General features: G+C 64.3%; 17 protein-coding genes and 1 tRNA gene. 7 read left to right on the top strand and 11 right to left on the bottom strand.

Features of this window, described 5'->3' with window-relative positions; all coding sequences use genetic code 11:
* Nucleotides 1–64 precede the first annotated feature (64 nt).
* Nucleotides 65–2,044 (bottom strand): flagellar biosynthesis protein FlhA, encoded by a 1,980-nt coding sequence (flhA, locus tag U1738_RS06930; protein WP_332788317.1) that lies wholly within the window; start codon nucleotides 2,042–2,044, stop codon nucleotides 65–67.
* Between the two features lie 19 nt (nucleotides 2,045–2,063).
* On the opposite strand from flhA, the gene U1738_RS06925 reads away from it, so the two are divergent.
* Nucleotides 2,064–3,932, top strand: coding sequence for a hypothetical protein (locus U1738_RS06925; RefSeq protein ID WP_332788316.1), 1,869 nt, complete (start codon nucleotides 2,064–2,066; stop codon nucleotides 3,930–3,932).
* Between the two features lie 35 nt (nucleotides 3,933–3,967).
* Here the strand turns inward: U1738_RS06925 and U1738_RS06920 are convergent, their stop codons facing one another.
* Nucleotides 3,968–4,744 (bottom strand): L-fucose dehydrogenase, encoded by a 777-nt coding sequence (locus tag U1738_RS06920; RefSeq protein WP_332788315.1) that lies wholly within the window; start codon nucleotides 4,742–4,744, stop codon nucleotides 3,968–3,970.
* Nucleotides 4,741–5,592: an amidohydrolase family protein gene (locus U1738_RS06915; RefSeq protein WP_332788314.1), complete on the bottom strand. Its 852-nt coding sequence runs from the start codon at nucleotides 5,590–5,592 to the stop codon at nucleotides 4,741–4,743. Before U1738_RS06915 ends, U1738_RS06920 begins: the two co-directional genes overlap by 4 nt.
* A 113-nt stretch (nucleotides 5,593–5,705) precedes the next feature.
* Between U1738_RS06915 and U1738_RS06910 the strand changes: the two genes are divergently transcribed.
* Genes U1738_RS06910 through lldD form a run of 5 tightly spaced genes read left to right on the top strand, consistent with a single transcriptional unit; the run spans nucleotide 5,706 to nucleotide 10,032 of the window.
* Entirely contained in the window at nucleotides 5,706–5,966 is a 261-nt protein-coding gene (locus U1738_RS06910) for a hypothetical protein (RefSeq protein WP_332788578.1), read from the top strand.
* Nucleotides 5,960–6,703: an SDR family oxidoreductase gene (locus U1738_RS06905; protein WP_332788561.1), complete on the top strand. Its 744-nt coding sequence runs from the start codon at nucleotides 5,960–5,962 to the stop codon at nucleotides 6,701–6,703. Before U1738_RS06910 ends, U1738_RS06905 begins: the two co-directional genes overlap by 7 nt.
* Nucleotides 6,704–6,735: 32 nt before the next feature.
* The gene (locus tag U1738_RS06900) at nucleotides 6,736–7,584 is read left to right on the top strand and encodes a fumarylacetoacetate hydrolase family protein (RefSeq protein WP_332788313.1); all 849 of its coding nucleotides are present in this window, start codon (nucleotides 6,736–6,738) and stop codon (nucleotides 7,582–7,584) included.
* The gene (locus tag U1738_RS06895; RefSeq protein ID WP_332788312.1) at nucleotides 7,581–8,870 is read left to right on the top strand and encodes an L-fuconate dehydratase; all 1,290 of its coding nucleotides are present in this window, start codon (nucleotides 7,581–7,583) and stop codon (nucleotides 8,868–8,870) included. Before U1738_RS06900 ends, U1738_RS06895 begins: the two co-directional genes overlap by 4 nt.
* Before the next feature lie 7 nt (nucleotides 8,871–8,877).
* The gene (lldD, locus tag U1738_RS06890; RefSeq protein ID WP_332788311.1) at nucleotides 8,878–10,032 is read left to right on the top strand and encodes an FMN-dependent L-lactate dehydrogenase LldD; all 1,155 of its coding nucleotides are present in this window, start codon (nucleotides 8,878–8,880) and stop codon (nucleotides 10,030–10,032) included.
* 38 nt (nucleotides 10,033–10,070) lie between these two features.
* On the opposite strand, the gene U1738_RS06885 is transcribed toward lldD, so the two are convergent.
* Nucleotides 10,071–10,145, bottom strand: a tRNA-Glu gene (locus tag U1738_RS06885).
* Nucleotides 10,146–10,316: 171 nt separating this feature from the next.
* Here U1738_RS06885 and U1738_RS06880 point away from each other — a divergent pair.
* A complete protein-coding gene (locus U1738_RS06880; RefSeq protein WP_332788310.1) occupies nucleotides 10,317–10,466 on the top strand; it encodes a lmo0937 family membrane protein in 150 nt (49 codons plus the stop codon).
* Nucleotides 10,467–10,469: 3 nt separating this feature from the next.
* Here U1738_RS06880 and U1738_RS06875 read toward each other — a convergent pair whose 3' ends face one another.
* The 7 genes from U1738_RS06875 to rpoB form a co-directional block, all read right to left on the bottom strand.
* Nucleotides 10,470–11,849, bottom strand: a complete 1,380-nt coding sequence (locus U1738_RS06875) for a DUF1501 domain-containing protein (protein ID WP_332788309.1) — start codon at nucleotides 11,847–11,849, stop codon at nucleotides 10,470–10,472.
* An 11-nt stretch (nucleotides 11,850–11,860) separates the two neighbouring features.
* Complete coding sequence (locus tag U1738_RS06870) at nucleotides 11,861–13,549, bottom strand: DUF1800 domain-containing protein (protein WP_332788308.1); 1,689 nt, start codon at nucleotides 13,547–13,549, stop codon at nucleotides 11,861–11,863.
* Between the two features lie 111 nt (nucleotides 13,550–13,660).
* Nucleotides 13,661–15,247 (bottom strand): class II 3-deoxy-7-phosphoheptulonate synthase, encoded by a 1,587-nt coding sequence (locus U1738_RS06865; protein WP_332788307.1) that lies wholly within the window; start codon nucleotides 15,245–15,247, stop codon nucleotides 13,661–13,663.
* 179 nt (nucleotides 15,248–15,426) lie between these two features.
* Nucleotides 15,427–16,362 (bottom strand): D-2-hydroxyacid dehydrogenase, encoded by a 936-nt coding sequence (locus U1738_RS06860; RefSeq protein WP_332788306.1) that lies wholly within the window; start codon nucleotides 16,360–16,362, stop codon nucleotides 15,427–15,429.
* A 167-nt stretch (nucleotides 16,363–16,529) separates the two neighbouring features.
* On the bottom strand, nucleotides 16,530–17,255 hold the full coding sequence (locus tag U1738_RS06855) for a hypothetical protein (protein WP_332788305.1): 726 nt from the start codon (nucleotides 17,253–17,255) through the stop codon (nucleotides 16,530–16,532).
* A gap of 305 nt (nucleotides 17,256–17,560) precedes the next feature.
* The gene (gene rpoC / locus U1738_RS06850) at nucleotides 17,561–21,847 is read right to left on the bottom strand and encodes a DNA-directed RNA polymerase subunit beta' (protein WP_332788304.1); all 4,287 of its coding nucleotides are present in this window, start codon (nucleotides 21,845–21,847) and stop codon (nucleotides 17,561–17,563) included.
* A gap of 125 nt (nucleotides 21,848–21,972) precedes the next feature.
* Nucleotides 21,973–26,127 (bottom strand): DNA-directed RNA polymerase subunit beta, encoded by a 4,155-nt coding sequence (rpoB, locus tag U1738_RS06845; protein ID WP_332788303.1) that lies wholly within the window; start codon nucleotides 26,125–26,127, stop codon nucleotides 21,973–21,975.
* Between the last annotated feature and the right edge of the window lie 215 nt (nucleotides 26,128–26,342).

Raw genomic sequence — 26,342 nt, 5'->3', positions numbered from 1 at the left:
CCGGGCGAATGCGCGCAGGCATGCCGTTCCATTATAGGGGATATTCGTATCGTGGGGGCGGCGATCAGCCGATCGTGCCGAGCGAGCGAATGCGCGCGCGGGCGTGAATTTCGTTTTGCGACAGCACCACCGTCGCCGGGCGTACGCGCTCGATGATCGAGCGGACGAACGGGCGGATCGACGGGTTGGTGAGCAGGCAGGGGATTTCGCCTTCGCCCGCCAGCCGGTCCAGCGTCTCGCGCACCGCCGCCAGGAAGCTTTGCAGGGCGGACGGGGCCATGGCCAGTTGCCGGTCCTCGCCCTCGCCGACGATGCTGGTCGCGAACGCCTCGTCCCACGCACCCGACAAGGTGATGATCGGAATCGCCCCGTCGCGGGCCTGTTGCGCGGAAATCTGCCGCGCGAGGGGACCACGGACGTGCTCGGTGATCTGCGTCAGGCTGTGCGTCAGCGGGGCGGCCTCGGCGATGCCCTCCAGGATGGTCGGCACGTCGCGGATCGAGATGCCTTCGGACAGCAGATTCTGCAGAATGCGCTGCACGCCCGAGACGCTGATCTTGGCGGGAATGATGTCCGCGACCAGCTTCTCCGACTCCTTGTGCACCTCGTTCAGCAGCTTCTGCGTCTCGGTATAGCTCAGGAAATCGGCGATATTGTCCTTCACCAACTCGGTCAGGTGCGTGGTGATGATCGTGCCGCAATCGACCACGGTCAGGCCGCGCAGGCCGGCCTCGTCGCGCAGTTCGCGGTCGATCCACAAGGCGGGCAGGTTGAACACCGGCTCGCGCGTTTCCTCGCCCGGCAAGGCGAGCGGGCCGCCTTCGGGATTGATGACGAGCAGCCGGTCGAGCCGGATTTCGCCGCGCGCCGCCTCGGTCTCCTTGACGAACACGACATATTCGCTGGGTTTCAGCCCCATATTGTCGATGATCCGCACCGAGGGCAGCACGAAGCCGTAATCGGTCGCCATCTGGCGGCGCAGCGCGCGGACCTGATCGTCCAGGCGTGGTTCGCGCTGCGCGTCGTTGATGATCGGCAGCAATCCGTACCCGATCTCGATCCGGATCGCGTCGATCGCGAGCGTGCGGGAGATCGGTTCCTCGGCGACCGGTTCCTCGGCGATCGCGATCGCTTCGTCCGCCGCCGCCTTGGCGATCCTGTCCGCCGCGGTCTTGCTCAGATGCCAGGCGGCCCAGCCGCTTAGGCCCGAGAAGATCGCGAACGGCCAGAACGGCAGCCCAGGCAGCAGCGCCAGCGCGCCCATCAACGCCGAGACCATGCCGAACGCCTTGGGATAGCGGCCGAGCTGTTCGCCCAAAGCCGCGCCGGTCTTGCCGGCGACGCCACCCTTGGACACCATCAGGCCGGCGGCGGTGGAGACGATCAGCGCGGGGATCTGGCTGACCATGCCGTCGCCGACCGTCAGCAGGGTGTAGGTGTGGAACGCTTCGGCGAACGGCACGCCATGTTCGGCCACGCCGATGATCAGGCCGACCAGCACGTTGATCGCGGTGATGAGCAAGGCGGCAACCGCATCGCCCTTCACGAACTTGGAGGCACCGTCCATCGCGCCGTAGAAGCCGCTCTCGGCCTCGACGTCGGCGCGGCGGGCCTTGGCCTGCGCTTCGTCGATCGTGCCGGCGCTCAGATCGGCATCGATCGCCATCTGCTTGCCGGGCATGGAATCGAGGCTGAAGCGTGCCGCGACCTCGGCGATGCGGCCCGCGCCCTTGGTGATGACGACGAAGTTGATGACGATCAGGATCGCGAAGATCGTGAGGCCGATGACGGTATCGCCGCCGATCAGGAATTCGCCGAACGCCGCGATCACGCCGCCCGCCGCCTCCGGCCCCTCATGCCCATGGCCGAGGATCAGGCGGGTCGAGGCGAGGTTGAGGCCGAGCCGCAGCATCGTCGAGATCAGCAGGATCGTCGGGAAGGCGGAGAGTTGCAGCGGCTTTTCGATGAACAATGCCGTCATCAGGATCATCACCGAAAGGGTGATCGACAAGGCCAGGCCGAGATCGAGCATCCAGCCCGGCATCGGCAAAATGAGCCTTATGATGAGCGCGGTTCTGGCCGCGGCGTCCGCAGGGGGCGCCGCATCGCCGCCGCCGTCTGCTCCGCATTCGCCCCCGCCTGGTCATTCGGCTCCGTCCGCGCCTTCGCCAGCGCCGTCGATCCCGCCCGCGTCGGAGTCCGTCGCGCGGCCCGCGCCGTTCGCCCGTATTCCGGGGTTCGCGGCCTGGCTGGCCGACCAGCCGATCGAGACGGCGTTCGACGCGTGGCGCGCGATGCCCGATCTGGATGCCTGGCATGCCATTGCCGCCGCTACGCCTGCCGATTTGCAGGCGGCGCGATGGCTCTACGTCAAGAGCCTGATCGCCACGGCGCGCGGTACGGATGCGATCGGGGTGCTCGAGGTGATGATCGCGGACGATCCGGATCTGGCGCTGGTGCCGGCATGGCAACGCGCGAACGGCGTCGCGCAGATTCAGGCATGGCATCTGCCCGGCGGCATTGCGGCGTTGCGTCAGCCGGGGCTGGCGGACGATCCCGAAGCGTGTCTCTGGCGCATGAAAGCGCTTTCCGATCGGGGTGAAGCGCAGGCTGCGCTGGCCGATTTCAATTGTGCGGTGCCGGCCCTGAATGCGCGTCGGGGCGTCGCGCGCACCCCATTCATCCTGGCTGCAGCCCGTGCCGCCACCGGTGCCGGTCGCCATCAGGTGGCGCTCCAATGGCTGGCCCTGTTGCCGGATCAGAACACGACGGCCAACCTGTTGCGCGGCAAGGCCGATCTTGGGCTGGGTCTGGCGCAGGAGGGGCGGTTGCGGCTCGCCCGCGTCGATCTTTCCGGCAGCCCGGAAGAGCGCGCCGATGCCATTTTGACGACAATCGAGGATGGCCTGGCGAAGCGCACGCTGCCGGTCGCCGAAGCGCTGAAGCGCCTCGACATCCTCCTGATCGGCTGGCGTGGTGGTATGATCGAGCGTCGCGCTTTGTCGCTATCGATGCGGCTGGGCAATGAAACGCACGATGCGACCCGCGAATTGGGGGCGGGGTCGATCCTCACGCGCTATTTCGATCTGGGGGCCGAAGCAGGGCCGCTGGTCGAGACGCTGCGGGCACGGCTGGCCGTTTTGCTGGCACCCGGATCGGCCTTGCCGCTGACGCGGGCGGTGGGCCTGTTCTGGGACTATCGCGATTTCGCCCCCGGCGGGATCGAAGGCCTGCGGCTGGCCGAGATGCTGGTCACGCGGTTACAGGCGGCAGGCCTGTACGCCCGCGCCGCCGATCTGCTCGATCACCGTCTTTCCACCGCCGCCACCCGCGACGTCGAGCAGGGGCCGCTGTCGATCCGGATCGCCGGCCTGCGCATCCTTGCCGGTGATCCGGCGGCCGCGATCCGCGCGATCCGGGATACCGACGATGTCGCCTATCCTGCCGATCTGGATGCGCAGCGCGGGCGGCTCGAAGCGGTCGGGCTGACGTTGCTCGGCAAGAGCCGCGAGGCGCTGGCGGTGCTGGACGACGTGCCCGATGGGGTCGCGATCAGTGCGGAAATCTATTGGCGGGCGCATGATTGGGCGCGCTTGGAGGCGGTCGGCACGGCGCTGTTGCCGCCACCGGGGCGATTGACCGAAGTGGGGCAGGCGATCGTCCTGCGCCAGGCGATCAGTTCTGCGATGCTCGGCCACACCGATGCGCTGGTCCGCCTGCACCGGCGCTATGCCAGTGGGTTTGCGGGCCTCCCCGCCGGGGCCGCGTTCGAACTGCTGGCGGGCAATCCCGACAAGGTCGATCCCGCGGCGCTGACCCGGGCGATGGGGGCGATGCCGACGGCCAGCCCGATCGGGGCGATCGGCGACATGATGGATGCCGGCCAGGCGGCGATGGCATCGCGAACCGAGGGGGCGGCGGTGGCGGGGTAGGCGGGATCGCCCCGCGGCTCGTGGCCGCCGTCACATCACGTGAGCGTGCGGTCAAGATGCGTATAGCCGCCATCGGGCACGATCCATTGCCCCGTGGTGTGCGAGGAGCGGGGGGACAGCAGGAACACGACCGTATCGGCGATCTCGCGTGCCGTGGTCATGCGGCGGCCGAGCGGGATCTTGGCGCTGATCTCGGCCAGTTTGGCGTCGGGATCGTCGAAACTGTCGATCCAGGTGCGATATAGCGGCGTCATCACTTCGGCGGGCAGCACCGCATTGACCCGCACGCCTTCGTCGATCAGGGCCGCCGCCCATTCGCGCGTCAGCCCGAGTTGCGCGGCTTTCGCGGCGACATAACCGCTGGTCTGGCCTTGGCCGGTGAGCGCGGTCTTGGACGAAATGTTGACGATCGCGCCACGGCTGGCTTTCAGATGCGGCAGGCAATGGTGTGCCATGCCGTAATAATGCCCGAGATTGGCGCTGAGCGAGGCAAGGAATGCCGCGGTGCCGGCCTCCAGCCCGACATTGTCGTTGGCCCCGGCATTGTTGACGAGACCGTGGATGCCGTGCCCCTCGGCGACGATCCGCGCCACCGCCTGCGCGCAGGCGGCATCGTCGGTCATCTCGGTTTGGATGAAGATCGCTTTGGGTTGCAGCTCGCGAAGACGGGCCTCGAACGCGGGGGCTAGCGGACTGCGCCCGAGGATCGCGGGGATCGCGCCCTCTTCCGCCAGCACGGTCGAGATCGCGCCGCCGATCCCGGCACCGCCGCCGGTGACGATCACCACCTTGTCGTCGAGTTCCAACTTCACGAACCACTCTCCCCGAACCTGCCGCGCGCATAGACGCGGCGCGCGGTGTCGCCGAAGATCGCCGCGCGATGATCGGGGCAGGCGCGCGCGACGAACGTCTCGATCAGATCCACCACGCGGGCATAGTCCGCCGCGAGGAGGCATACCGGCCAGTCGGACCCGAACATCAACCGATCGGGTCCGAAACAGGCGAGCAGGTGATCGAGATAGCGCGCGATATCATCCGCCCGCCATGCGCCGTGATCGGCCTCGGTGACCAGTCCCGAAAGCTTGCAAACGACATCGGGACAGGCGGCGATCGTGGCGATCGAGCGCGCCCAGCATTGCCATTCGCCGCCGGCGATATCGGGCTTGCCGCCATGATCGAGTACCAGCGCGCCCGGGCCCATGGCGGCGACCATTTCGGGCACGAGATCCAGTTGCGCCGCCCCGCGCACGAGGATGTCATAGGCCAGGCCGCGCGCGAGAATTGCCTGCACGCCGCGGATCACATCGGCGCGTAACAGATAGCGCGGATCGGGTTCGTCCTGCGCGATATGGCGGATACCGACGAGCAGCTGCCCCGCGTATCGATCGAGCCGTACCGCAATATCCTCCGCCGTCAGATCGACCCAGCCGACGACGCCGAAAATCCAGCGATGCTCCTGCGCCAGCGCCAGCAGCCAATCGGTTTCCGCTGCATTATGTTGCGCCTGAACCGCGATGCAGCCGTCCAGCCGTGCGGTAGCGAGCGCAGGCAGAACATGGTCGGGAAACCGGTCGCGCGCCAATGCGCTGCCCGGCGCGATCCAGCCGAAATCGTCGGCGTTGTAGCGCCAGAAATGCTGGTGCGCGTCGATCCTCTCCATGGACGGGCGGTTTGCGTTCCCTTGCATCGTTAAATCACCTGTGACATAGATTTTCATATATGCAAGTTCGGCTGCGCGGTGCAGTGCCGTGCGCACGCGACGAGGAGGAGGCCGTGACGGGATTTGCGACCATCGTGTCGCCCGATGCATCGCCGACACGCGTGACGGAGGTTGCCGAAAGCCTGGCTCGTCTTGTCGTCATCCTCGGCTCGATGTTCATCGCCATCCTCTCGATCGTCATGCTGTTCGCCTTCTGGGCGATCGCCATCGGCCTTGGCGACCTTCTTATCCGCTGGCCCCGGAAAGCGCGCGATCTGATCGCGCGCACTGCCAGCGACCTCCCGCTTTCCTCGACAATAAGGACGATATCGTGAGATTGAATGGCAAACGCGCTCTGGTGACCGCCGCGGCACAGGGCATCGGCCGCGCGATCGTCGATGCCTATGTCGCGGAAGGGGCGACGGTGTTCGCCGCCGACCTCAACGGCGAGCTGCTGGCGGGCATAGCCGGCGTGACGCCCGTGGTGCTCGACGTGACCGACGCGGCGGCGGTCGCTGCGTTGCCGGCGCAGATCGGTGGAATCGATATCCTGCTCAACGGTGCCGGCTACGTCCATGCCGGTGACATCCTGGCGTGCGATGAAGACGCCTTCGCTTTCTCGATCAATCTCAACGTGACCGCGATGTACCGGCTGGCCCGCGCGTTCCTGCCGGGCATGCTGGCGCAAGGCGGCGGATCGATCGTCAACATCGCCTCGGTCGCGTCGAGCATCAAGGGCGTGCCGAACCGGTTCGCGTACGGCACGACCAAGGCGGCGGTGATCGGGCTGACCAAGGCGATCGCGGCGGATTATGTCGCGCGCGGCGTGCGCTGCAACGCGATCTGCCCGGGCACGATCGATTCCCCGTCGCTGCGCCAGCGGGTCGCCGAACAGGCGGTGGCGTCGGGCATCCCGCTCGCCGATGCGACCGCCGCCTTCGTCGCGCGCCAGCCGGTCGGCCGCCTCGGCCTGCCCGAGGAGATCGCCGCCTTGGCCGTCTATCTCGCCTCGGACGAGAGCGGCTTCACCACCGGGACCACGCACGTGATCGACGGCGGCTGGATCAACTGACGCTTTCTGCTTTTCGATAAGGACCTGTCTTCGTGAAACTCCTCCGCTACGGCCCGTTGGGCCATGAAAAGCCCGGTATCCTCGACGCCGACGGTGCAATCCGCGATCTTTCCGGCATCGTGCGGGATATTGCCGGCGAGACGCTGACCCCGGCGGGGCTGGCCGCGCTGGCCGCGATCGATCCGGCCACGCTGCCGCTGGTCGAGGGCAATCCCCGCTACGGCGCATGTGTCGGCGCGGTCGGCAAGTTCGTCTGCATCGGCCTGAACTATAGCGACCATGCCGCCGAAAGCGGGATGGACGTGCCGAGCGAGCCGGTGATCTTCAACAAATGGACCAGCGCGATCTGCGGCCCGAACGACGATGTGGAAATGCCACGCGGTTCGACCAAGCTCGACTGGGAAGTCGAACTGGGCGTCGTGATCGGCAAGCCCGGCCGCTATATCGACCAGGCCGACGCGCTGGATCACGTCGCCGGCTATTGCGTCATCAACGATGTCAGCGAGCGCGAATATCAGCTCGAACGCGGCGGCACGTGGGACAAGGGCAAAGGTTGCGACACCTTCGGTCCGATCGGGCCGTGGCTGGTCACCGCGGACGAGGTGGCAGACCCGCAGGCGCTGCGCCTGTGGCTCGACGTGGGCGATCACCGTTTTCAGGACGGCAGCACCGCGACGATGGTGTTCGGCGTGGCCGAAATCGTGTCGTACCTCAGCCGCTTCATGAGCCTGCAACCCGGCGATGTCATTTCAACCGGCACGCCGCCCGGCGTCGGCCTGGGCCAGAAGCCACCGCGCTATCTGGCGGTGGGCGAGGTCATGCGTGTCGGCATCGAGGGCCTGGGCGAACAGACCCAGCGCGTGGTGGAGGCTCGCGCGTGACGCGGATCACGGGCCTGCGCATTCGCGACGTTCGTTTCCCGACCAGCCTGTCGCTCGACGGATCGGACGCGATGAATCCCGATCCGGATTATTCCGCCGCCTATGTCGTGCTGGAAACCGACACGCCGGGTCTGGAGGGGCACGGCCTGACCTTCACGATCGGGCGCGGCAACGAGATCTGCGTCGCCGCGATCGGCGCGCTGCGCGATCGCGTGATCGGGCTGGACCTGGATTGGGTCGCCGAGGATGCCGGCCGCTTCTGGCGGCACGTCACCAGCGACAGCCAGTTGCGCTGGATCGGCCCGGACAAGGGCGCGATCCATCTCGCGACGGGCGCAGTGGTCAACGCGGTATGGGATCTGTGGGCGAAGAGCGTCGGCAAGCCGGTATGGCAGTTAGTCGCCGACATGACCCCGGAGGAATTGGTCCGCACGATCGATTTCCGCTACATCACCGATTGCATCACGCCGGACGAGGCGCTGGCACTGCTCACCGCGCGCGCAGAGGGCAAGGCGGAGCGGATCGCGACGCTGAAGGCGGAGGGCTTCCCCTGTTATACCACGTCGGCGGGCTGGCTCGGCTATTCGGACGAGAAGCTCTATCGGCTGGCGCGCGAGGCGGTCGATGCCGGGTTCGATCATATCAAGCTGAAGGTCGGGCGCGATCTCGACGACGATATCCGCCGCCTGCGCATCGCGCGCGAGGCGATCGGGCCGGACGCCAAGTTGATGATCGACGCCAACCAGATATGGGAGGTCGATCAGGCGATCGAATGGGTCAACGCGCTCGCCTTCGCCAAGCCGTGGTTCATCGAGGAACCGACCAGCCCCGACGACGTGTTGGGCCACGCCAAGATCCGAAGCGCGATCGGTGACGTGAAGGTCGCGACCGGCGAGATGTGCCAGAACCGCATCCTGTTCAAACAGTTCATGGCGGCGGGTGCGATCGACGTGGTGCAGATCGACGCGTGCCGGCTGGGCGGTGTCAACGAGGTGCTCGCCGTGCTGCTGATGGCGGCCAAGTATGGCCTGCCGGTGTGCCCGCACGCCGGCGGCGTGGGCCTGTGCGAATATGTCCAGCACCTGTCGATGATCGACTATCTCTGTTTCTCCGGCACGCGCGAGGGCAGGGTGATCGAATATGTCGATCATCTCCACGAGCATTTCGTCGATCCCTGCGTCATCCGCGACGCGGCCTATATGCCGCCGGAGCGGCCGGGCTATTCGATCGAGATGAAGCCGGACTCGCTCGAACATTATGCGGTATCGGCGGAAGTGCGATACTGAGCGCATCATGATCATCGCCTCGACGTTCGACTTCCGCGAGGCCGCCCGGCGGCGGCTACCGCGCTTCCTGTTCGATTATGCCGATGGCGGTGCCTATGCCGAGCGCACCCTGAAGCGCAACGTGGACGATCTGGCCGATATCGCGCTGCGCCAGCGCGTGCTGCGCAACGTGGCCGATATCGACCTGTCGACCGAATTGTTCGGACGCAGGATGGCGCTGCCGATCGGCCTCGGCCCCGTCGGCATCGCCGGCATGTATCATCGTCGCGGCGAGACGCAGGCGGCGCGCGCGGCGACGAAGGCGGGCGTGCCGTTCTGCCTGTCCACCGTGTCGATCTGCCCGCTCGCCGAGGTGAAGAAGGCCAGCGGCGCCGGGGCCTTGTGGTTCCAGCTCTACGTCATCCGCGACCGTGCCTTCATGCGCGACCTGATCGCCACCGCCAAACAGGTGGGGGCCGAGGCCCTGGTCTTCACCGTCGACATGCCGGTACCCGGCGCGCGCTACCGCGATGCGCATTCCGGCATGTCCGGGCCGGGGGCACCGCTGAAACGCGTGCTGCAGGCGATGGCGCATCCCGGCTGGGCATGGGATGTCGGCCTACGCGGCCGCCCGCACAAGCTCGGCAATCTCGAACCCGTGCTGGGCAAAAATAGCGGCCTGAACGATTATATGGGCTGGCTCGGCGCGAATTTCGATCCATCGATCGCCTGGGCCGATCTCGACTGGATCCGGTCCGAATGGGACGGCCCGCTGATCATCAAGGGTATTCTCGACGTTGAGGATGCCCGCGAAGCGGTGAAGATCGGCGCGGACGGCATCGTCGTGTCCAACCATGGCGGGCGTCAGCTCGACGGCGTCCTTTCCACCGTGCGCGCCTTGCCGCCGATCGCCGATGCGGTGCGCGGGCAGGTAACCGTGCTGGCCGATTCCGGTGTGCGATCGGGGCTGGATGTTGTGCGGATGCTGGCGCTCGGCGCGGAGGGCGTGCTGCTCGGCCGCGCTTGGGTCTATGCGCTGGCGGCGCGGGGCGAGACTGGGGTCGATCTGTTGCTCACGCTGATCGAACGCGAGATGCGCGTGGCGATGGCGCTGACCGGCGTACGCAGCATCGCCGAGATCGATCGGTCGATCCTGGTCCCGGCACGCGACGGATCGTTCTGATCGACCGAGCACCGGTCTGCCAAAAATATCGCTGTCGCTGGTGACCCCTACGAGAATCGAACTCGTGCTTACGCCGTGAGAGGGCGTCGTCCTAACCGCTAGACGAAGGGGCCGTAGCGCGAAGCGAGCGCACTACGGGGCAGAGGCGCGGGCGTCAAGCGGGTCTTGGTTTCGCAGGCGGAACCATCTGCGCGCAACGCTCGTTTCTGTCGCGGGAATGCCCTGAAGATCAGGGCAAGGCGGCGTTTTCGGACGTTCGCCGGAAGGTGGAAGAGGATCAATCGATGCTTTGGACGATCGCGGTAATTTTGCTGGTACTGTGGGTACTCGGCTTCGGTGTGTTCCATGTCGCGGGCGGACTGATCCATCTGCTGCTGGTCATCGCTGTCGTCGTCGTGCTGTTCCGCCTGATCACCGGCCGCAAGCCGGTCTAGCTTTCAGACGAAACCCAGATTCCATGTCGACGGATTATAGTTGCCGATGTTGGGCAACACCGTCGACATGTCACTCGGGCTGACCCCGAACCAATTGGCCAGCGTGGCGGCATATTGATCGACCGAGATGGTCGGCAATAGCCGCCCCTGGCCGACATCGTCGGGGGTATTGTTGCCGATCGCCGGGGGCGTGCCGTAAAAGCGCTGCCCGGCGACCGCGCCGCCCGTTACGAAGTGCATTCCGCCCCAGCCGTGATCGGACCCGTCGTCGTTCGACTGCAGCGTGCGGCCGAAATCCGATGCCGTGAAACTCGTGACCTTGTCCGCGACGCCGAGCGCCACGGTAGTGTCGTAGAACGCCTTGATCGCGTTGGCGACCAGACCGATCTGCGTCGGATGGTTGGCGACCAAGGCATCGTGCATGTCGAACCCGCCGAGCGACACGAAGAACACCTGCCGTTTTGCGCCCAATTCCTGCGACACGGAGATCATCCGCGCCACGACCTTCAACTGGTCGGCCAGGCTGTTGCCGGTCGGGAAGAGCGGGAAATTGGCCGCCGGTGCGCCGCCCAAGGCGGTGTTGACCTGAGCATAGGTGTCGAGCGCGCGCTTGCTCACCTTAGCGTGTTCGTTCGCGATCAGATGGCTCGAACTGCCCGTCATCAGGCTGCGCAGCGTGCTGGCTGCGGTCGTCGATCCGTAGATCGAGGAAGCGTTGTTGAGCAATGCCACCGGGCCGTTGGTGCTGATCGAATATTGCACTGCCGTCTTGCCGGTGAGGTACACGGCATTGCCGGTGGCGTTGATGCAGGTGAGCGTGGAGCTGCCGTTGCCGCTCTGGAACAGATCGCCGATCCGTCCGCCCCAGCCCGAGGTCGCGCCTTCCGGGTTGCTGGCCTGGAAATAGCTCTGCTGATCGTTGTGGCTGAACAATTTGGGCGGCAGCTTGACCGAATTGGCGGAATATTGCGCCTTGGTCGTCGGCTGCACCAGCGTGCCGACGTTGAGCACCACCGCCGTCTTGCCCGCCGCGAACAGCTGCGCCATCGGCCCCATCGTCGGCGCCATCGCATATTGCCGCCCGCCGGCCAGCGCGACGGTCGGCGTCAGCACCGTCGCGGTCAGCGCATCCCGGGCGTGCGCGATGTTCGATCGTGCCGCGAGATATTGCGCATAGCTCGCCGCGTCGTAAGGCGGCAGCGTGTTGGCGTAATCGTTGCCGCCATACAGGAAGATGCAGACCAAGGCCTTGTAATCGGTCGCGGTCGCCGCCGCCGCCTCGCCGATCGCGCCCAGGCTGGTGACGAACGGCGTCGCTACGCCCGCCAGCCCGAGCGCGGTGCTGCGTTTCAAAAAGGCGCGGCGCGATTGATCTTCGGTCATCCCGGCGTCCTTCACTTAAGCGTCAGATAATCGGTCGAGGCGAGCGTCGTCAGGATCGCGACATAGACCCGGTTGAGCTGCCCGGCGGCGGTGGCGGCCGAGATGCTGTCCACCGCCGCGCGGATCGCGGTGACGGTCGCCGCGCTCAACTGCCCGGCGGCCAGCACAAGGTTGATCTCGTCGACCAGCGCCGCGCTGTCGCTCGCCTTGGTCAATATGTCGGTATAGTCCGCCTTCGCGTCGCCGGTGCCGTTGGAGATCAGGCCGGACATATAATTGATGTACGCCACGACCGAGAGTTCGTTGGTGATCTGAAACTCCGGCGCGAGCAGCCCGGCGCTCGAGATCGCTGTGTTGGGCGGCGAATAGCCCGGGCGGAAATAGTTGAACACCGTCTGGCTGCGCCCGATCGACTGGCCGAGCCGCGTGCTGCTGCTGCTCGTGTCGCCGATCGCCCAGGCGCTGGACAGCGATGTCACGCCGAACGCGCGTGCCCAGCCGGTCAGCCGCATCACCGGTTCGCGCAACTTGCCGGCGGTGGTGCTGGTGAGGTTGGCATCTGCGCGCGCCTCGGTATCGAGCAGGATCGCGCGGATCACCGCCTTCATATCGCCGCGCGTGCCCGATCCATTGTCGGCGAAGACATTGGCGACGCGCCCGATATAGGCCGCCGACGGGTTGCTGGTGACGAGGTGCTGGATCAACTGTTTCGACACGAACGGCGGCATGTTCGGATGCGCGAAGATCGTATCGAGCGCGACCTTGATCGCCGCCATCCCACCGCCGGTGACGGTCGCACCCAGGAAGGTCGCGCTGCCCGTTTCGTTGATCGACGCGTTCATGATCAGCGGCACGCGGTACCGGTCCGGCGTGGTCGAGACGCTGGTCGCTAGACTGAGCCCGGTGAACACGCGCGCGAGTTGCGACACGTCGGCCGGCGTATAAGTCTCCAGCGGAACGCCCGCCGACATCTTGATGCTGCCGTCGATGTTGAGCTGGTACAGGCCGAGCGTGAACAACTGCATCAGTTCGCGGGCGTAATTCTCATCCGGCTGCGCGCCGGTCGTGGAATTGGCCTTGCGATTGCCAAGGAAGGTGAGGAAAGAGGCCATCGCTGCATTGGTAGTGATTGCGTCGAGCAGGGTGCGGTAATTGCCGAACGCATTGTCGAGCAGCACGTCGATGTAACCGGCGGCGGCGAATTGCTTCCAGTTGAGCGTCAGCCCGTCGATCCCGACCACCAGCATATCGAGCAGCGCCATGCCGACCCGCTGGCGCAACTGATCCGGCTCGACAATCGCCTGGCGCCATACGGTCGGATCGAAGCCGGTGGTGGAATTGATATTCGCGGCAGCGGCATAGCCGTTCGCGGTCAGCCAGTCCCAATGCGAGGTCGCGCGGGGCAGGGCCATCTGCGCCGTGATCCATCCGGCATAGCCGCTGGAAACGACGTCGGCGATCATCGGCTTGGTCGCGCCCATCGTCGATTGCGCGAGGAAGCGGCTCGCCTGCGCGTTTGTGATCGTAGCGGTAGGCGTCGGCGTGGCCGTCGGGGTCGGCGTGGGTGTCGAGGAACCGCCACACGCGGCAAGCGTCGCCGCGCCGCCGATGATCGTGCCGATATCGCGCGCGACGATCATCGGCGCAGGCGCATCGTCCTCCGCCGCGATTGGTCGCTCGAACGCCTGAAGCTGTTCCATGTCCCCGTCCCCGATCCCCGGCTCAACCTTGCGCTAATTCCTTAATAACGACAATAGTTTGGTGGTTAAGGTGCGATCAGTGACGTAAAGCGCAAGACGAAATGACGAATACTATGCGGCCACGCGCCGACGTTCGGCCATTTCGACGTTGAGCATCTCGGCCAGCAGGAACGCCAGTTCCAAACTCTGCCCGGCGTTGAGGCGCGGGTCGCAATGGGTGTGGTAGCGATCGGCGAGGCTCTGTTCGGTCACGTCCACCGCGCCGCCGGTGCATTCGGTCACGTTCTGCCCGGTCATCTCGGCATGGATGCCACCGGCGATGCTGCCTTCCGCACGGTGCACAGCGAAGAAGCCGCGCACTTCGGCCAGGATGCGCTCGAACGGGCGCGTCTTGTAGCCGTTGGCGGCCTTCACGACGTTGCCGTGCATCGGGTCGCAACTCCACACCACCGGATGCCCCTCGCGCAGCACAGCGCGGACCAGCTTGGGCAGGCCGGTTTCGATCTTGTCATGGCCGTAGCGCGTGATCAGCGTCATGCGGCCGGGCACGCGGTTCGGATTGAGCGTGTCGAGTAGGCGCAGCAATGCGTCCGGCTCCAGGCTCGGGCCGCACTTCATGCCGATCGGGTTGCCGATGCCACGCAGATATTCGACATGCGCGCTGCCCTCGAACCGGGTGCGATCGCCGATCCACAGCATGTGCGCGGAGGTGTCGTACCAGTCGCCGGTCAGCGAATCCTGCCGCGTCAGCGCCTGTTCGTAGCGCAGCAGCAGCGCCTCGTGGCTGGTGTAGAATTGCGTCTGGCTCAGCTGCGGCACCGTCTCCGGGCTGATCCCGCACGCCTCCATGAAATCGAGCGCCTCGCCGATCCGATCGGCGGTCTCGGTATATTTCTTGGTCCAGGGCGAACGGCCCATGAAATCGTGCGTCCAGCGATGCACCTGATGCAAATTCGCATAGCCACCGGTCGCGAACGCGCGCAGCAGGTTCAGCGTCGCCGCGCTCTGGCTATAGGCGCGGATCATGCGCTGCGGGTCGGGCGTGCGGCCTTCGGGCGTGAAAGCGATGTCGTTGACGATGTCGCCGCGATAGCTCGGCAGTTCGACGCCTTCTTCCGTTTCCATATCGGCGGAGCGCGGTTTGGCGAACTGGCCGGCCATGCGGCCCAGTTTCACCACCGGCAGCTTGGATGCGAAGGTGAGGACGACGGCCATCTGCAACAGCACGCGGAACGTGTCGCGGATGTTGTTCGCGCTATGCTCGGCAAAGCTTTCCGCGCAATCGCCGCCCTGCAACAGGAACGCCTCGCCGCGCGACACCTTGGCGAGATCGGCCGTCAGATTGCGCGCCTCGCCGGCGAACACCAGCGGTGGATAGGAGGCGAGTGCGTCCGTCGCCGCATCCAGCGCGGCGGCATCCGGATAGGTCGGCAATTGCCGCGCTTCGGCCTTGGTCCAGCTGTCGGGGGCCCAGGTCGTCATGTCGTTCTCCGTGCGTATCGTGATGTACCAGTCGGCATGCGTGGCGATGCCGTTCGCGGCGATTTGATTGACGACCGGGGAATTGGCGCGCTTGCCGTCTTCCTCCCAGCCCTGCACCGTGCTGCCCGGCGCGTCGTACCACGCACCGAATGCCGCCCGACTGAGGCTGCGCTCTTCGCGGAAACGCTTGATCTTGATACCGGCGAGTGTCGTCATGCGGCACTCTTACCCACGCAGGGTAAGTGGGGCAAGCGAGATTTTCCCGGACGGGGTAAATTGTTTCACCGTCATCCTTACGAAGGTCAGGATCCATCGCGCGTGTCAGGCGATCGTCAGTGAGGCACGATGGATCCTGAAACAAGTTCAGGATGACGGTGTGTTCGGAAAGGAAGGCTTCAATACCCCGCGTCGAAATCCACCACATTCTTCATCGGCTGGCCCGCCAGAAACGCGCGCAAATTCTCGAGGAACAGCAGGCCGGCGCGCTGATACATCTTCGTCTGGCTGCGGCCCGACAGATGCATCGACTGGATCACGTTCGGCGCACCCCATAAAGGATCGTCGGCGGGCAGGGGCTCGGGATGCACCGTATCGAGGAAGGCGCCCGCGATCCGCTTCGTCGTCAGCGCGGCGGTCAGCGCACTCTGGTCGACCATATCACCGCGCGCGATGTTGATCAGCCAGGCGGTCGGCTTCATCGCCGCGAGTTCCTCCGCGCCGATCATCGCCTTGGTCGCATCGGTCGAGGGCGCGGCCAGGATCACCCAATCGAATGCGCCGAGCTTCGCCTGCCATTGATCGGGCGTCAACGTGCCCTCGCGTCCGCTACGCGTCACGCCCGTCACCGTCACCCCGAACCCCGCCAGCCGATCCGCGATCATTCGCCCGATCGTCCCCATGCCGACGATCAGCGCGCTGGTCTCGAACAGTTCGACCTTGCCCGGCGCGTCGGCCGGCCATTCCCGGCGATCGGCGATCCGCACCACCTCGTCGAAGCGCTTGGCGGCGGCCAGCACGCCCATCACCGCATATTCCGCCACCGCGATCGCGTTGATCCCCGCGCCATTGGTCAGGATCGTGCCGCGCGCCTTTAAATCCGCGATCGGAAAGGAATCGATCCCCGCATAGATCGTGCTCAGCCATTTCAGCTTAACGCCCCGCGCCACCGTGTCTGCGGTCCATTGCGGTCGCATCTGATCGACCCACGCGATCTCCGCCTCCCCGACCAGCGCGTTCGCCTCCTCGTGATTGGCGAACCAAGACACATCCAGCCCGGCAGGCAGATGCGGTTCGAGCAACGGGCGGGCGGTGGCGGGGAACAGGGCTTTCATGTTGCTTGGCTAAACTGGCACGGGCGGGCCGTCCAGCCGCGCGAAAGCATTGAATGGGAGGGCGGACAATTGGTGAATGCAGAATGCGCCTAGGACGTACTATGCGGGGCGTCCCCGTCGTTCGATCGGTTTATGCTTTGACTTGCCAAGCCGCTGGCAAAGCGCCGTCAAAAATCCATGCCCGCCTCGTGCCGATATACAACATCAGCAGAATCAATTGCATACTTGCCCTGATCGGCTTCTGCAGGACGCTCTCCCAAAATGAGTAAAAGGCGCCAAGAGAGAACTAACATCGTTGTACCCGCCGCATGGACGGACTGTGCATATGCCCTTACCGCTGACGGCTCATCAATTAATGCCTTCCAACTGAAGCTAGGATCGTCAGCGCTTTTCAGTCCTTCCTCGGCCCGGTCTCTGAGCCAGTTAAGGTTCACTATGGCACGAACCGACCATTTAGATTTTACTAAAGCGTCTTGCTGAATGCTCTTTTGAATGATCACCGCCTCGGCGAATGCCGATCGGATCTGAATTAATAGACTGATGGCTGTGGAGTTGGCGTCATCGAACGTTTCATCTTCAAATTCTTTGACCCACAACGTTATTAATGAAGCCAGCTTTTCTGTTCGCCGCACACAATCGATTATGAAAAGGCGATCGCCTTCTTCCACTCTGTCGAAGCGGTGGCGCTCAACCCAGATGGCTCCGCCGATCGTCATTACCGCGCCAACAAAAGCGCCTGCAAAGCCGAGCAAATCACCCACATCGGCGATCTGGTGAGCTGCTAAAACAAAAGAAGATGAGGTTAACCCGGCTGCCACAGAGGCGAAAGACAGTTCGACGAGGGACCGCCGGTTCAGTCTGCAAGGCGTCCGCTTAGGTCGATCGATTGGCATTATGCTAAGCTGGCACCGCTGACAAAACCTGGCAACGAAGAACTCTGTCAAGCAGCCGGCTTCGCTGGGTTGCTGTGCTAATTTAAAAGCGGCCCTCGGCGAGAACCCCGTCAAAACAGAAAACAGTTTTCTGGGGCGCTGCTCGGCTATTCAAACGGCAAATTAGGCGGAAACGCTGGAGATAATACGGACGTAAGAACAGCCTTAAGCGGCGAAATCAGAAAAAATTGTATTTCACAAAAAAACCGCCGCCCGGTTGCCCGGACGGCGGCTCTTTCAACTCGGTCCCGACAGGGACGGGGCGATCATTCCTTGATCAGGTAATCGCCCGCATCCGCATCGGTGCCCGTGCCGCTGGTCGTCACAGCGCCCAGCGCGTCGTCGCCCGTATCGTCCGCCACGTTGCGCAGCTTTTCGGCGGCACGTTCCTCGGCGGCCGAATTGGCCATCGCGATCGACACTTCGGCCATCTTGCGCTGCGATACGCGCATCGCCGCGTCACGGCTGGAGGCCGCGATGCGCATGCGGCCCATGCCGGCACCCGTACCCGCCGGGATCAGGCGACCCACGATCACGTTCTCCTTGAGACCGGTGAGCGTGTCCTTCTTGCCCTGCACCGATGCTTCGGTGAGGACGCGGGTGGTCTCCTGGAACGACGCCGCCGAGATGAAGCTGCGGGTCTGCAGCGACGCCTTGGTGATGCCGAGCAGGACGGGCTTGCCCTGGGCCCGGACCTGCTTCTTCTCCAGCTTCTCGTTAATCTCGTCCATCTCGTTGCGATCTACCTGTTCGCCGGCCAGCAGGGTGGTGTCCCCGCCATCGGTGATCTCGACCTTCTGCAGCATCTGACGAACGATCGTCTCGATGTGCTTGTCGTTGATCTTCACGCCCTGCAGACGATACACTTCCTGGATTTCCGAAACGAGATATTCCGCCAGCGGCTCGATGCCGAGCACTTCCAGAATATCGTGCGGATCGGGGCTGCCGCCGATCAAATTATCGCCGCGCTTGACGTAATCGCCCTCCTGCACGTCGATCACCTTCGACTTCGGCACCAGATACTCCACGACCTCGCCACCATCCTCGGGCTGGATGCCGATCTTGCGCTTGGCCTTGTAGTCCTTGCCGAACACGACGCGGCCGGAGACCTTTGCGATGATCGCATTCTCCTTCGGCTTGCGCGCCTCGAACAGCTCGGCAACGCGCGGCAGACCACCGGTGATGTCGCGCGTCTTGGCCGATTCACGGCTGACACGAGCCAGAACGTCGCCGCCCTGAACCGTAGCGCCATCCTCGACCGACAGGGTCGCACCCGCCACCAGCATGTACCGGCCGGCCTCTTCCGCGCTGTCCCCGGTGAGGGTCAGGCGCGGACGGAGATCTTCCTTCTTGCTGGCGATGCCGCGGTTTTCGGTCACGACACGCTGCGAGATGCCGGTCGCTTCGTCGGCCTGTTCGGTGAGCGTCTTGCCCTCGATCAGATCGACATACTTCACGACACCCGGGTTTTCCGTGATCACCGGCATGGTGAACGGATCCCATTCGGCCATCCGGTCGCCCTTGCTGACGATATGGCCGTCGTCGAACAGGACGTATGCGCCGTACGGGATACGGTGCACCGCGCGCTCGCGGCCGTCCATGTCGATGATCGCCACTTCGCCCGAACGGCTCAGCACGACGCGACGGCCACGCTGGTCGACGATCACGCGCAGGTCACGATATTCCATCGTGCCGTCAGCCACCGCTTCCAGGTTGGACGTTTCGTTGAGCTGCGCCGCGCCGCCGATGTGGAACGTGCGCATCGTCAGCTGCGTGCCCGGCTCGCCGATCGACTGCGCGGCGATGACGCCGACAGCCTCGCCGATGTTCACCGGCGTGCCGCGGGCGAGATCGCGCCCGTAGCACTTGCCGCACACGCCGATCTTCGTCTCGCACACCAGCGGCGAACGGATCTTGCACGATTGCGTGCCGATCGCCTCGATCTGCACGATCATCGGCTCGTCGAGCAGCGTGCCCGACGGGATCACGACTTCACCCGTCTTGCTGTCGATGATGTCCTCGGCCGTGGTGCGGCCCAGGATACGCTCGCCCAGCGACGCGATGGTCGAACCGCCCTGCACGATCGCCCGCATTTCCAGCGCACGTTCGGTGCCGCAATCCAGCTCCATGATCACGCAATCCTGGCTCACGTCGACCAGACGGCGGGTCAGGTAGCCAGAGTTCGCCGTCTTGAGCGCCGTATCCGCCAGACCCTTGCGGGCACCGTGGGTGGAGTTGAAATATTCGAGGACGGTCAGGCCTTCCTTGAAATTCGAGATGATCGGCGTCTCGATGATCTCGCCCGATGGTTTGGCCATCAGGCCGCGCATCCCGGCAAGCTGCTTGATCTGCGCCTGCGAGCCACGCGCACCGGAATGCGCCATCATGTAGATCGAGTTGATCGGCTTCTCGCGGCCCGCATTCGGGCCGTCGGTGTACTTCTTGACCGACTTGATCTCGTCCATCATCGCGTTCGCCACCTGGTCGCCGCAACGGCTCCAGGCGTCGATCACCTTGTTGTACTTCTCCTGCTGCGTGATCAGGCCGTCCTGATATTGCTGCTCGAAGTCCTTCACGAGCGCCTTGGTCTCATCGACCAGGCCGACCTTTGCGTCCGGAATGATCATGTCGTCCTTGCCGAACGAGATGCCCGCCTTGAACGCGTGCTTGAAACCGAGCGCCATGATCGCGTCGGCGAACAGCACGGTCTCCTTCTGGCCGGTGTGGCGATAGACCTCGTCGATCACGTCGCCGACGTCCTTCTTGGTCAGCAGGCGGTTGACGGTGTCGAACGGCACCTTGCTCGACTGCGGCAGGCATTCGCCCAGGAGCATGCGGCCCGGCGTCGTCTCGTAGCGCTTGAGGTACGGCTTGCCCGCCTCGTCGGTCTGCGGAACGCGGCTGATGATCTTGGTGTGCAAGGTCACCGCACCGGCTTCCAGCGCCTGATGCACTTCCGACATGTCGGAAATCATCATGCCTTCGCCCGGCTCGCCTTCCTTCAGCATCGACAGATAATACAGGCCCAGCACCATGTCCTGCGACGGCACGATGATCGGCTTGCCGTTCGCCGGCGACAGGATGTTGTTGGTCGACATCATCAGGACGCGCGCTTCCAGCTGTGCTTCGAGGCTCAGCGGAACGTGCACGGCCATCTGATCGCCGTCGAAATCGGCGTTGAACGCGGAGCAGACCAGCGGGTGAAGCTGGATCGCCTTGCCCTCGATCAAAACCGGTTCGAATGCCTGGATGCCGAGACGGTGCAGGGTAGGGGCGCGGTTCAGCATCACGGGATGCTCGCGGATCACCTCGTCCAGGATGTCCCAGACTTCCTTGCGCTCCTTCTCGACCCACTTCTTCGCCTGCTTGAGCGTCATGCTCAGGCCCTTGGCGTCGAGGCGAGCGTAGATGAACGGCTTGAACAGTTCGAGCGCCATCTTCTTCGGCAGACCGCACTGGTGCAGCTTCAGTTCGGGACCGGTCACGATGACCGAACGACCGGAATAATCGACGCGCTTGCCCAGAAGGTTCTGGCGGAAGCGGCCCTGCTTGCCCTTGAGCATGTCGGACAGCGACTTCAGCGGACGCTTGTTGGCACCCGTGATCGTACGGCCGCGACGGCCGTTGTCGAACAGCGCATCGACCGCTTCCTGCAGCATGCGCTTTTCATTGCGGACGATGATATCCGGCGCGCGCAGTTCCATCAGCCGCTTCAGACGGTTGTTGCGGTTGATCACGCGACGATACAGATCGTTCAGATCCGACGTCGCGAAGCGGCCACCGTCCAGCGGCACCAGCGGACGCAGTTCCGGCGGGATGACCGGCACGACTTCGAGGATCATCCATTCCGGCTTGTTGCCCGAATCGATGAAGCTCTCGACGACCTTTAGCCGCTTGATGATCTTCTTGGGCTTCAATTCCGACTTGGTGACCGCCAGTTCTTCCAGCAGTTCCTTGCGCTCGCCCTCGAGATCGAGGTCCTGCAGCATGATGCGCACGGCTTCCGCGCCGATCCCGGCGGTGAAGGCGTCCTCACCATATTCGTCCTGCGCGTCGAGGAGTTCGTCCTCGGTCATCAGCTGATACTTTTCGAGCGGGGTGATGCCCGGCTCGATCACGATATACGCCTCGAAATACAGCACGCGCTCGAGCTGCTTGAGCTGCATGTCGAGCAGCAGGCCGATGCGCGACGGCAGCGACTTCAGGAACCAGATGTGCGCAACCGGTGCGGCCAGCTCGATATGGCCCATACGCTCGCGGCGGACCTTCGACACGGTCACTTCCACGCCGCACTTCTCGCAGACGATGCCCTTGTACTTCATGCGCTTGTACTTGCCGCACAGGCATTCGTAATCCTTGATCGGACCGAAGATGCGCGCGCAGAACAGGCCGTCACGCTCGGGCTTGAACGTGCGATAGTTGATGGTTTCCGGCTTCTTGATCTCGCCGAACGACCACGAACGGATCTTGTCCGGAGAAGCGATGCCGATCTGGATCTGGTCGAAAGTCTCCGGCTTGGCGACCGGATTGGCGAAGTTTGTAAGTTCGTTCATTCTGATTCTCCAATTCCCCTCCCGCTTGCGGGAGGGGCTAGGGGAGGGGATGTCTTGAGGAAGTGCCTGACCCTACAGGCCCTCCCCCGACCCCTCCCGCAAGCGGGAGGGGGGGAAGAAGGTGCTTACTCCGCCGCGATCGCGACGCCGTCGGTGTCGAATTGCTCGACCGTCGTCAGCTCCACGTTCAGGCCCAGCGAGCGCATTTCCTTGACGAGCACGTTGAAGCTCTCCGGAATGCCCGCCTCGAACGTGTCGTCACCCTTGACGATCGCCTCGTAGACCTTGGTGCGGCCGACCACGTCGTCCGACTTCACCGTCAGCATTTCCTGCAAGGTATACGCCGCGCCGTAGGCCTGGAGTGCCCAGACCTCCATCTCGCCGAAGCGCTGTCCGCCGAACTGCGCCTTACCACCCAGCGGCTGCTGCGTGACGAGGGAGTACGGCCCGATCGACCGGGCGTGGATCTTGTCGTCGACCAGATGGTGCAGCTTGAGCATGTAGATGATGCCCACGGTCACCTTGCGGTCGAACCGGTCGCCGGTGCGTCCGTCGAACAGATCCGACTGGCCCGACGTATCGAGACCGGCCAGCGATAGCATCGCCGAGACGTCCGCCTCGCGCGCACCGTCGAACACGGGGGTGCCCATCGGCACGCCGGTCCGCAGGTTCTGCGCGAGTTCGATGATCTGGTCGCTGTCACGCGCTTCGATCTCGGACGCATAGTGATCGCCGTAGACTTCGAGCAACCGCGCCTTCACCGCGTCGGGCATCGCGCCTGCCACCGGCTCCGGATTGGCATCGCGCCAGTCTTCCAGCGCGGCATAGACCTGCTGGCCGAGATTGCGCGCGGCCCAGCCGAGATGCGTCTCGAAGATCTGCCCGACGTTCATGCGCGATGGCACGCCCAGCGGGTTGAGCACGATATCCACCGGCGTCCCGTCGGCGAGGAACGGCATGTCCTCCGCCGGCAGGATGCGGCTGATCACGCCCTTGTTGCCGTGACGGCCGGCCATCTTGTCGCCCGGCTGCAGCTTGCGCTTCACCGCCACGAACACCTTGACCATCTTCAGCACGCCCGGCGGCAACTCGTCGCCGCGCTCCAGCTTCTCGCGACGATCCTGGAACTTGTCGACGATCACCTTCACGGCATCGTCATACTGCACCTTGACCGCTTCGAGATCGCTCTGCGTCTTGTCGTCGGCAACCGCGAACTTCCACCATTCGTGGCGATCCACACCGTCGAGCACATCGGCATCGATCACGACGCCCTTTTTGGGGCCGTTCTTCGGCACGGCCGTCGCGGTCTGCCCTTCGAGCATCTCGCGCAGGCGGCTCCAGGTCGCACGGTTGAGGATCGAACGCTCGTCGTCCGAATCCTTCTTCAACCGCTCGATCTCCTCGCGCTCGATGGCCATCGCGCGCTCGTCCTTGTCGATGCCGTGGCGATTGAACACGCGCACTTCGACGACCGTACCGGCAACGCCAGGCGGCAGACGCAGCGACGTATCGCGCACGTCCGATGCCTTCTCGCCGAAGATCGCGCGGAGCAGCTTCTCTTCCGGCGTCATCGGCGATTCACCCTTGGGGGTGATCTTGCCGGCCAGGATGTCGCCCGGCTCCACTTCGGCGCCAATATAGACGATGCCCGCTTCGTCGAGGTTGCGAAGCGCTTCCTCGCCTACGTTCGGGATGTCGCGCGTGATGTCTTCCGGCCCGAGTTTGGTGTCGCGCGCCATGACTTCGAATTCCTCGATATGGATCGAGGTGAAGACGTCGTCCTTCACGATACGCTCGGAAATGAGGATCGAATCCTCATAATTGTACCCGTTCCACGGCATGAATGCGACCAGGCTGTTGCGGCCCAGCGCGAGCTCGCCGAACTCGGTCGACGGGCCGTCGGCGAGCACGTCGCCGGCACGGATCACGTCGCCCACCTTCACCAGCGGACGCTGGTTGATGCAGGTCGACTGGTTCGAGCGCTGGAACTTCATCAGCGTGTAGATGTCGACGCCCGACTTGCCGGCATCGACCTCACCGGTCGCGCGGATGACGATACGGGTCGCATCGACCTGATCGACGATGCCCGCACGCTTGGCCGAGATCGCCGCGCCGGAATCCCGTGCGACCGTCTCTTCCATGCCGGTGCCAACGAACGGCGCCTCGGCCTGTACCAGCGGCACAGCCTGACGCTGCATGTTCGACCCCATCAGCGCGCGGTTGGCGTCATCGTTTTCTAGGAACGGAATGAGCGATGCGGCGACCGAAACGAGCTGCTTCGGGCTGACGTCCATCAGCGTGATGTTGTCCGGGATCGCCATCAGGAATTCGCCCGCCTGACGCGACGAGACGAGTTCCTCGGTGAAGCCGTTATCGCTCGCCAGATCGGCGTTGGCCTGCGCGATCGTGTGCTTGGCCTCTTCCATTGCGGAGAGATACACGACGTCGTCCGTCACCTTGTGATCGACGACCTTGCGGTACGGCGTCTCAATGAAGCCGTATTTGTTGACGCGGCTGAACGAGGCGAGGCTGTTGATCAGGCCGATGTTCGGGCCTTCCGGCGTCTCGATCGGGCAGATGCGGCCATAATGCGTCGGGTGAACGTCGCGGACTTCGAAGCCGGCGCGCTCACGCGTCAGACCACCTGGCCCAAGTGCGGACACGCGGCGCTTGTGGGTGACTTCCGACAGCGGGTTGGTCTGATCCATGAACTGCGACAGCTGCGAGGAGCCGAAGAATTCGCGCACCGCGGCAACCGCCGGCTTGGCGTTGATCAGGTCGTTCGGCATCACCGTGGACACGTCCACCGAAGACATGCGCTCCTTGACCGCACGCTCCATGCGCAACAGGCCGACACGATACTGGTTCTCGAGCAATTCGCCCACCGAACGCACGCGACGGTTGCCGAGATTGTCGATGTCGTCGATCTCGCCCTTGCCATCCTTCAGGTCGACCAGGGTCTTGATCACGGCGAGGATGTCCTCGCTGCGCAGCGTCGTCACGGTATCCTCGGCATCAAGGTCGAGACGCATGTTCAGCTTCACGCGGCCGACCGCCGACAGATCGTAGCGATCCGGATCGAAGAACAGGCCCGAGAACAGCGACTCCGCCGTCTCCAGCGTCGGCGGCTCGCCGGGGCGCATCACGCGGTAGATGTCGGACAGGGCCTGCTCGCGCTCCTCGGCCTTGTCGACCTTCAGCGTGTTGCGGATCCATGCACCGGTCGCGATGTGATCGATGTCGAGCAGTTCAATCCGCTCGATCCCCGCCTTGTCGAGCAGTTCGAGATTCTCGGCCGACACTTCGTCGCCGGCTTCGATATATATCTGGCCAGTCGTCTCGTTGACAAGATCATACGCGCTGTAGCGGCCGAAGATTTCCTCGGTCGGGATCAGCAGGTCGGTCAGGCCGTCCTTGGCCGACTTGTTCGCCGCACGTGGGGAAATCTTCTGGCCCGACGGGAACACGATCTCGCCGGTCTTCGCATCGATGATGTCGAACATGGGCTTCTGGCCACGCCAGTTCTCGGCCTGAAACGGGATGATCCAGCCACCCTGGCCGCGCACGAAGGTGACGCGGTTGTAGAAATGGTTGAGGATTTCCTCGCCGGTCATGCCCAGCGCGTACAGCAATGCCGTCACCGGCAGCTTGCGCTTGCGATCGATGCGGACGTTGACGATGTCCTTGGCGTCGAATTCGAAATCGAGCCACGAACCGCGATACGGGATCACGCGCGCCGCGAACAGATACTTGCCCGATGCGTGAGTCTTGCCGCGATCATGGTCGAACAGGACGCCCGGCGAACGGTGCATCTGGCTGACGATCACGCGTTCCGTGCCGTTGATGATGAAGGTGCCGTTGCCCGTCATCAGGGGCATGTCGCCCATATAGACGTCCTGCTCCTTGATATCGAGCACCGAGCGGGCATCGGTATCGGCATCCACCTCGAATACGATCAGGCGCAGCGTAACGCGCATCGGCGCCGCATAGGTGATGCCGCGCTGGCGGCATTCGTCGGTGTCGAACTTCGGCGGCTCGAGTTCGTAATTCACGAAGTCGAGTTCGGCGGTGCCGGCGAAATCGCGGATCGGGAACACCGAGCGCAGGGTCTTTTCGAGACCGGAGACATAGCCGATCGAGGGATCGGACCGCAGGAACTGTTCGTAGGATTCGCGCTGAACCTCGATCAGGTTCGGCATCTGCACCACTTCGTGGATGTTGCCGAACACCTTGCGGATGCGGCGCTTCAGCGTGCCGCCGTCATATGCCTTGGTTGCCATATTGGTCTTTTGCCCTCGGTCTTGGCCTGAGACAGGCCGAAATTAGGTGCCCGGTTCGCCCGGGCGGGCACGCAGAAAACGCAAAAAGCCGCGTGTCGTCCGTGCTCGGATAACAGCAGCTTTCGGCGTCTTGGATACCGGCAAACCCCAATACGATCGACATGCTGCGCGACGGCACGTCATTTCCCGAGGTCTGTGGTGAGAGCGCGATATAG

This window comes from Parasphingomonas caseinilytica, assembly GCF_036663755.1.
In the GTDB taxonomy this organism is placed as follows: Bacteria; Pseudomonadota; Alphaproteobacteria; order Sphingomonadales; family Sphingomonadaceae; genus Sphingomonas.
The sequence above is the reverse complement of the archived record's forward strand: the minus strand, read 5'-3'. Positions and strand labels throughout refer to the sequence as shown.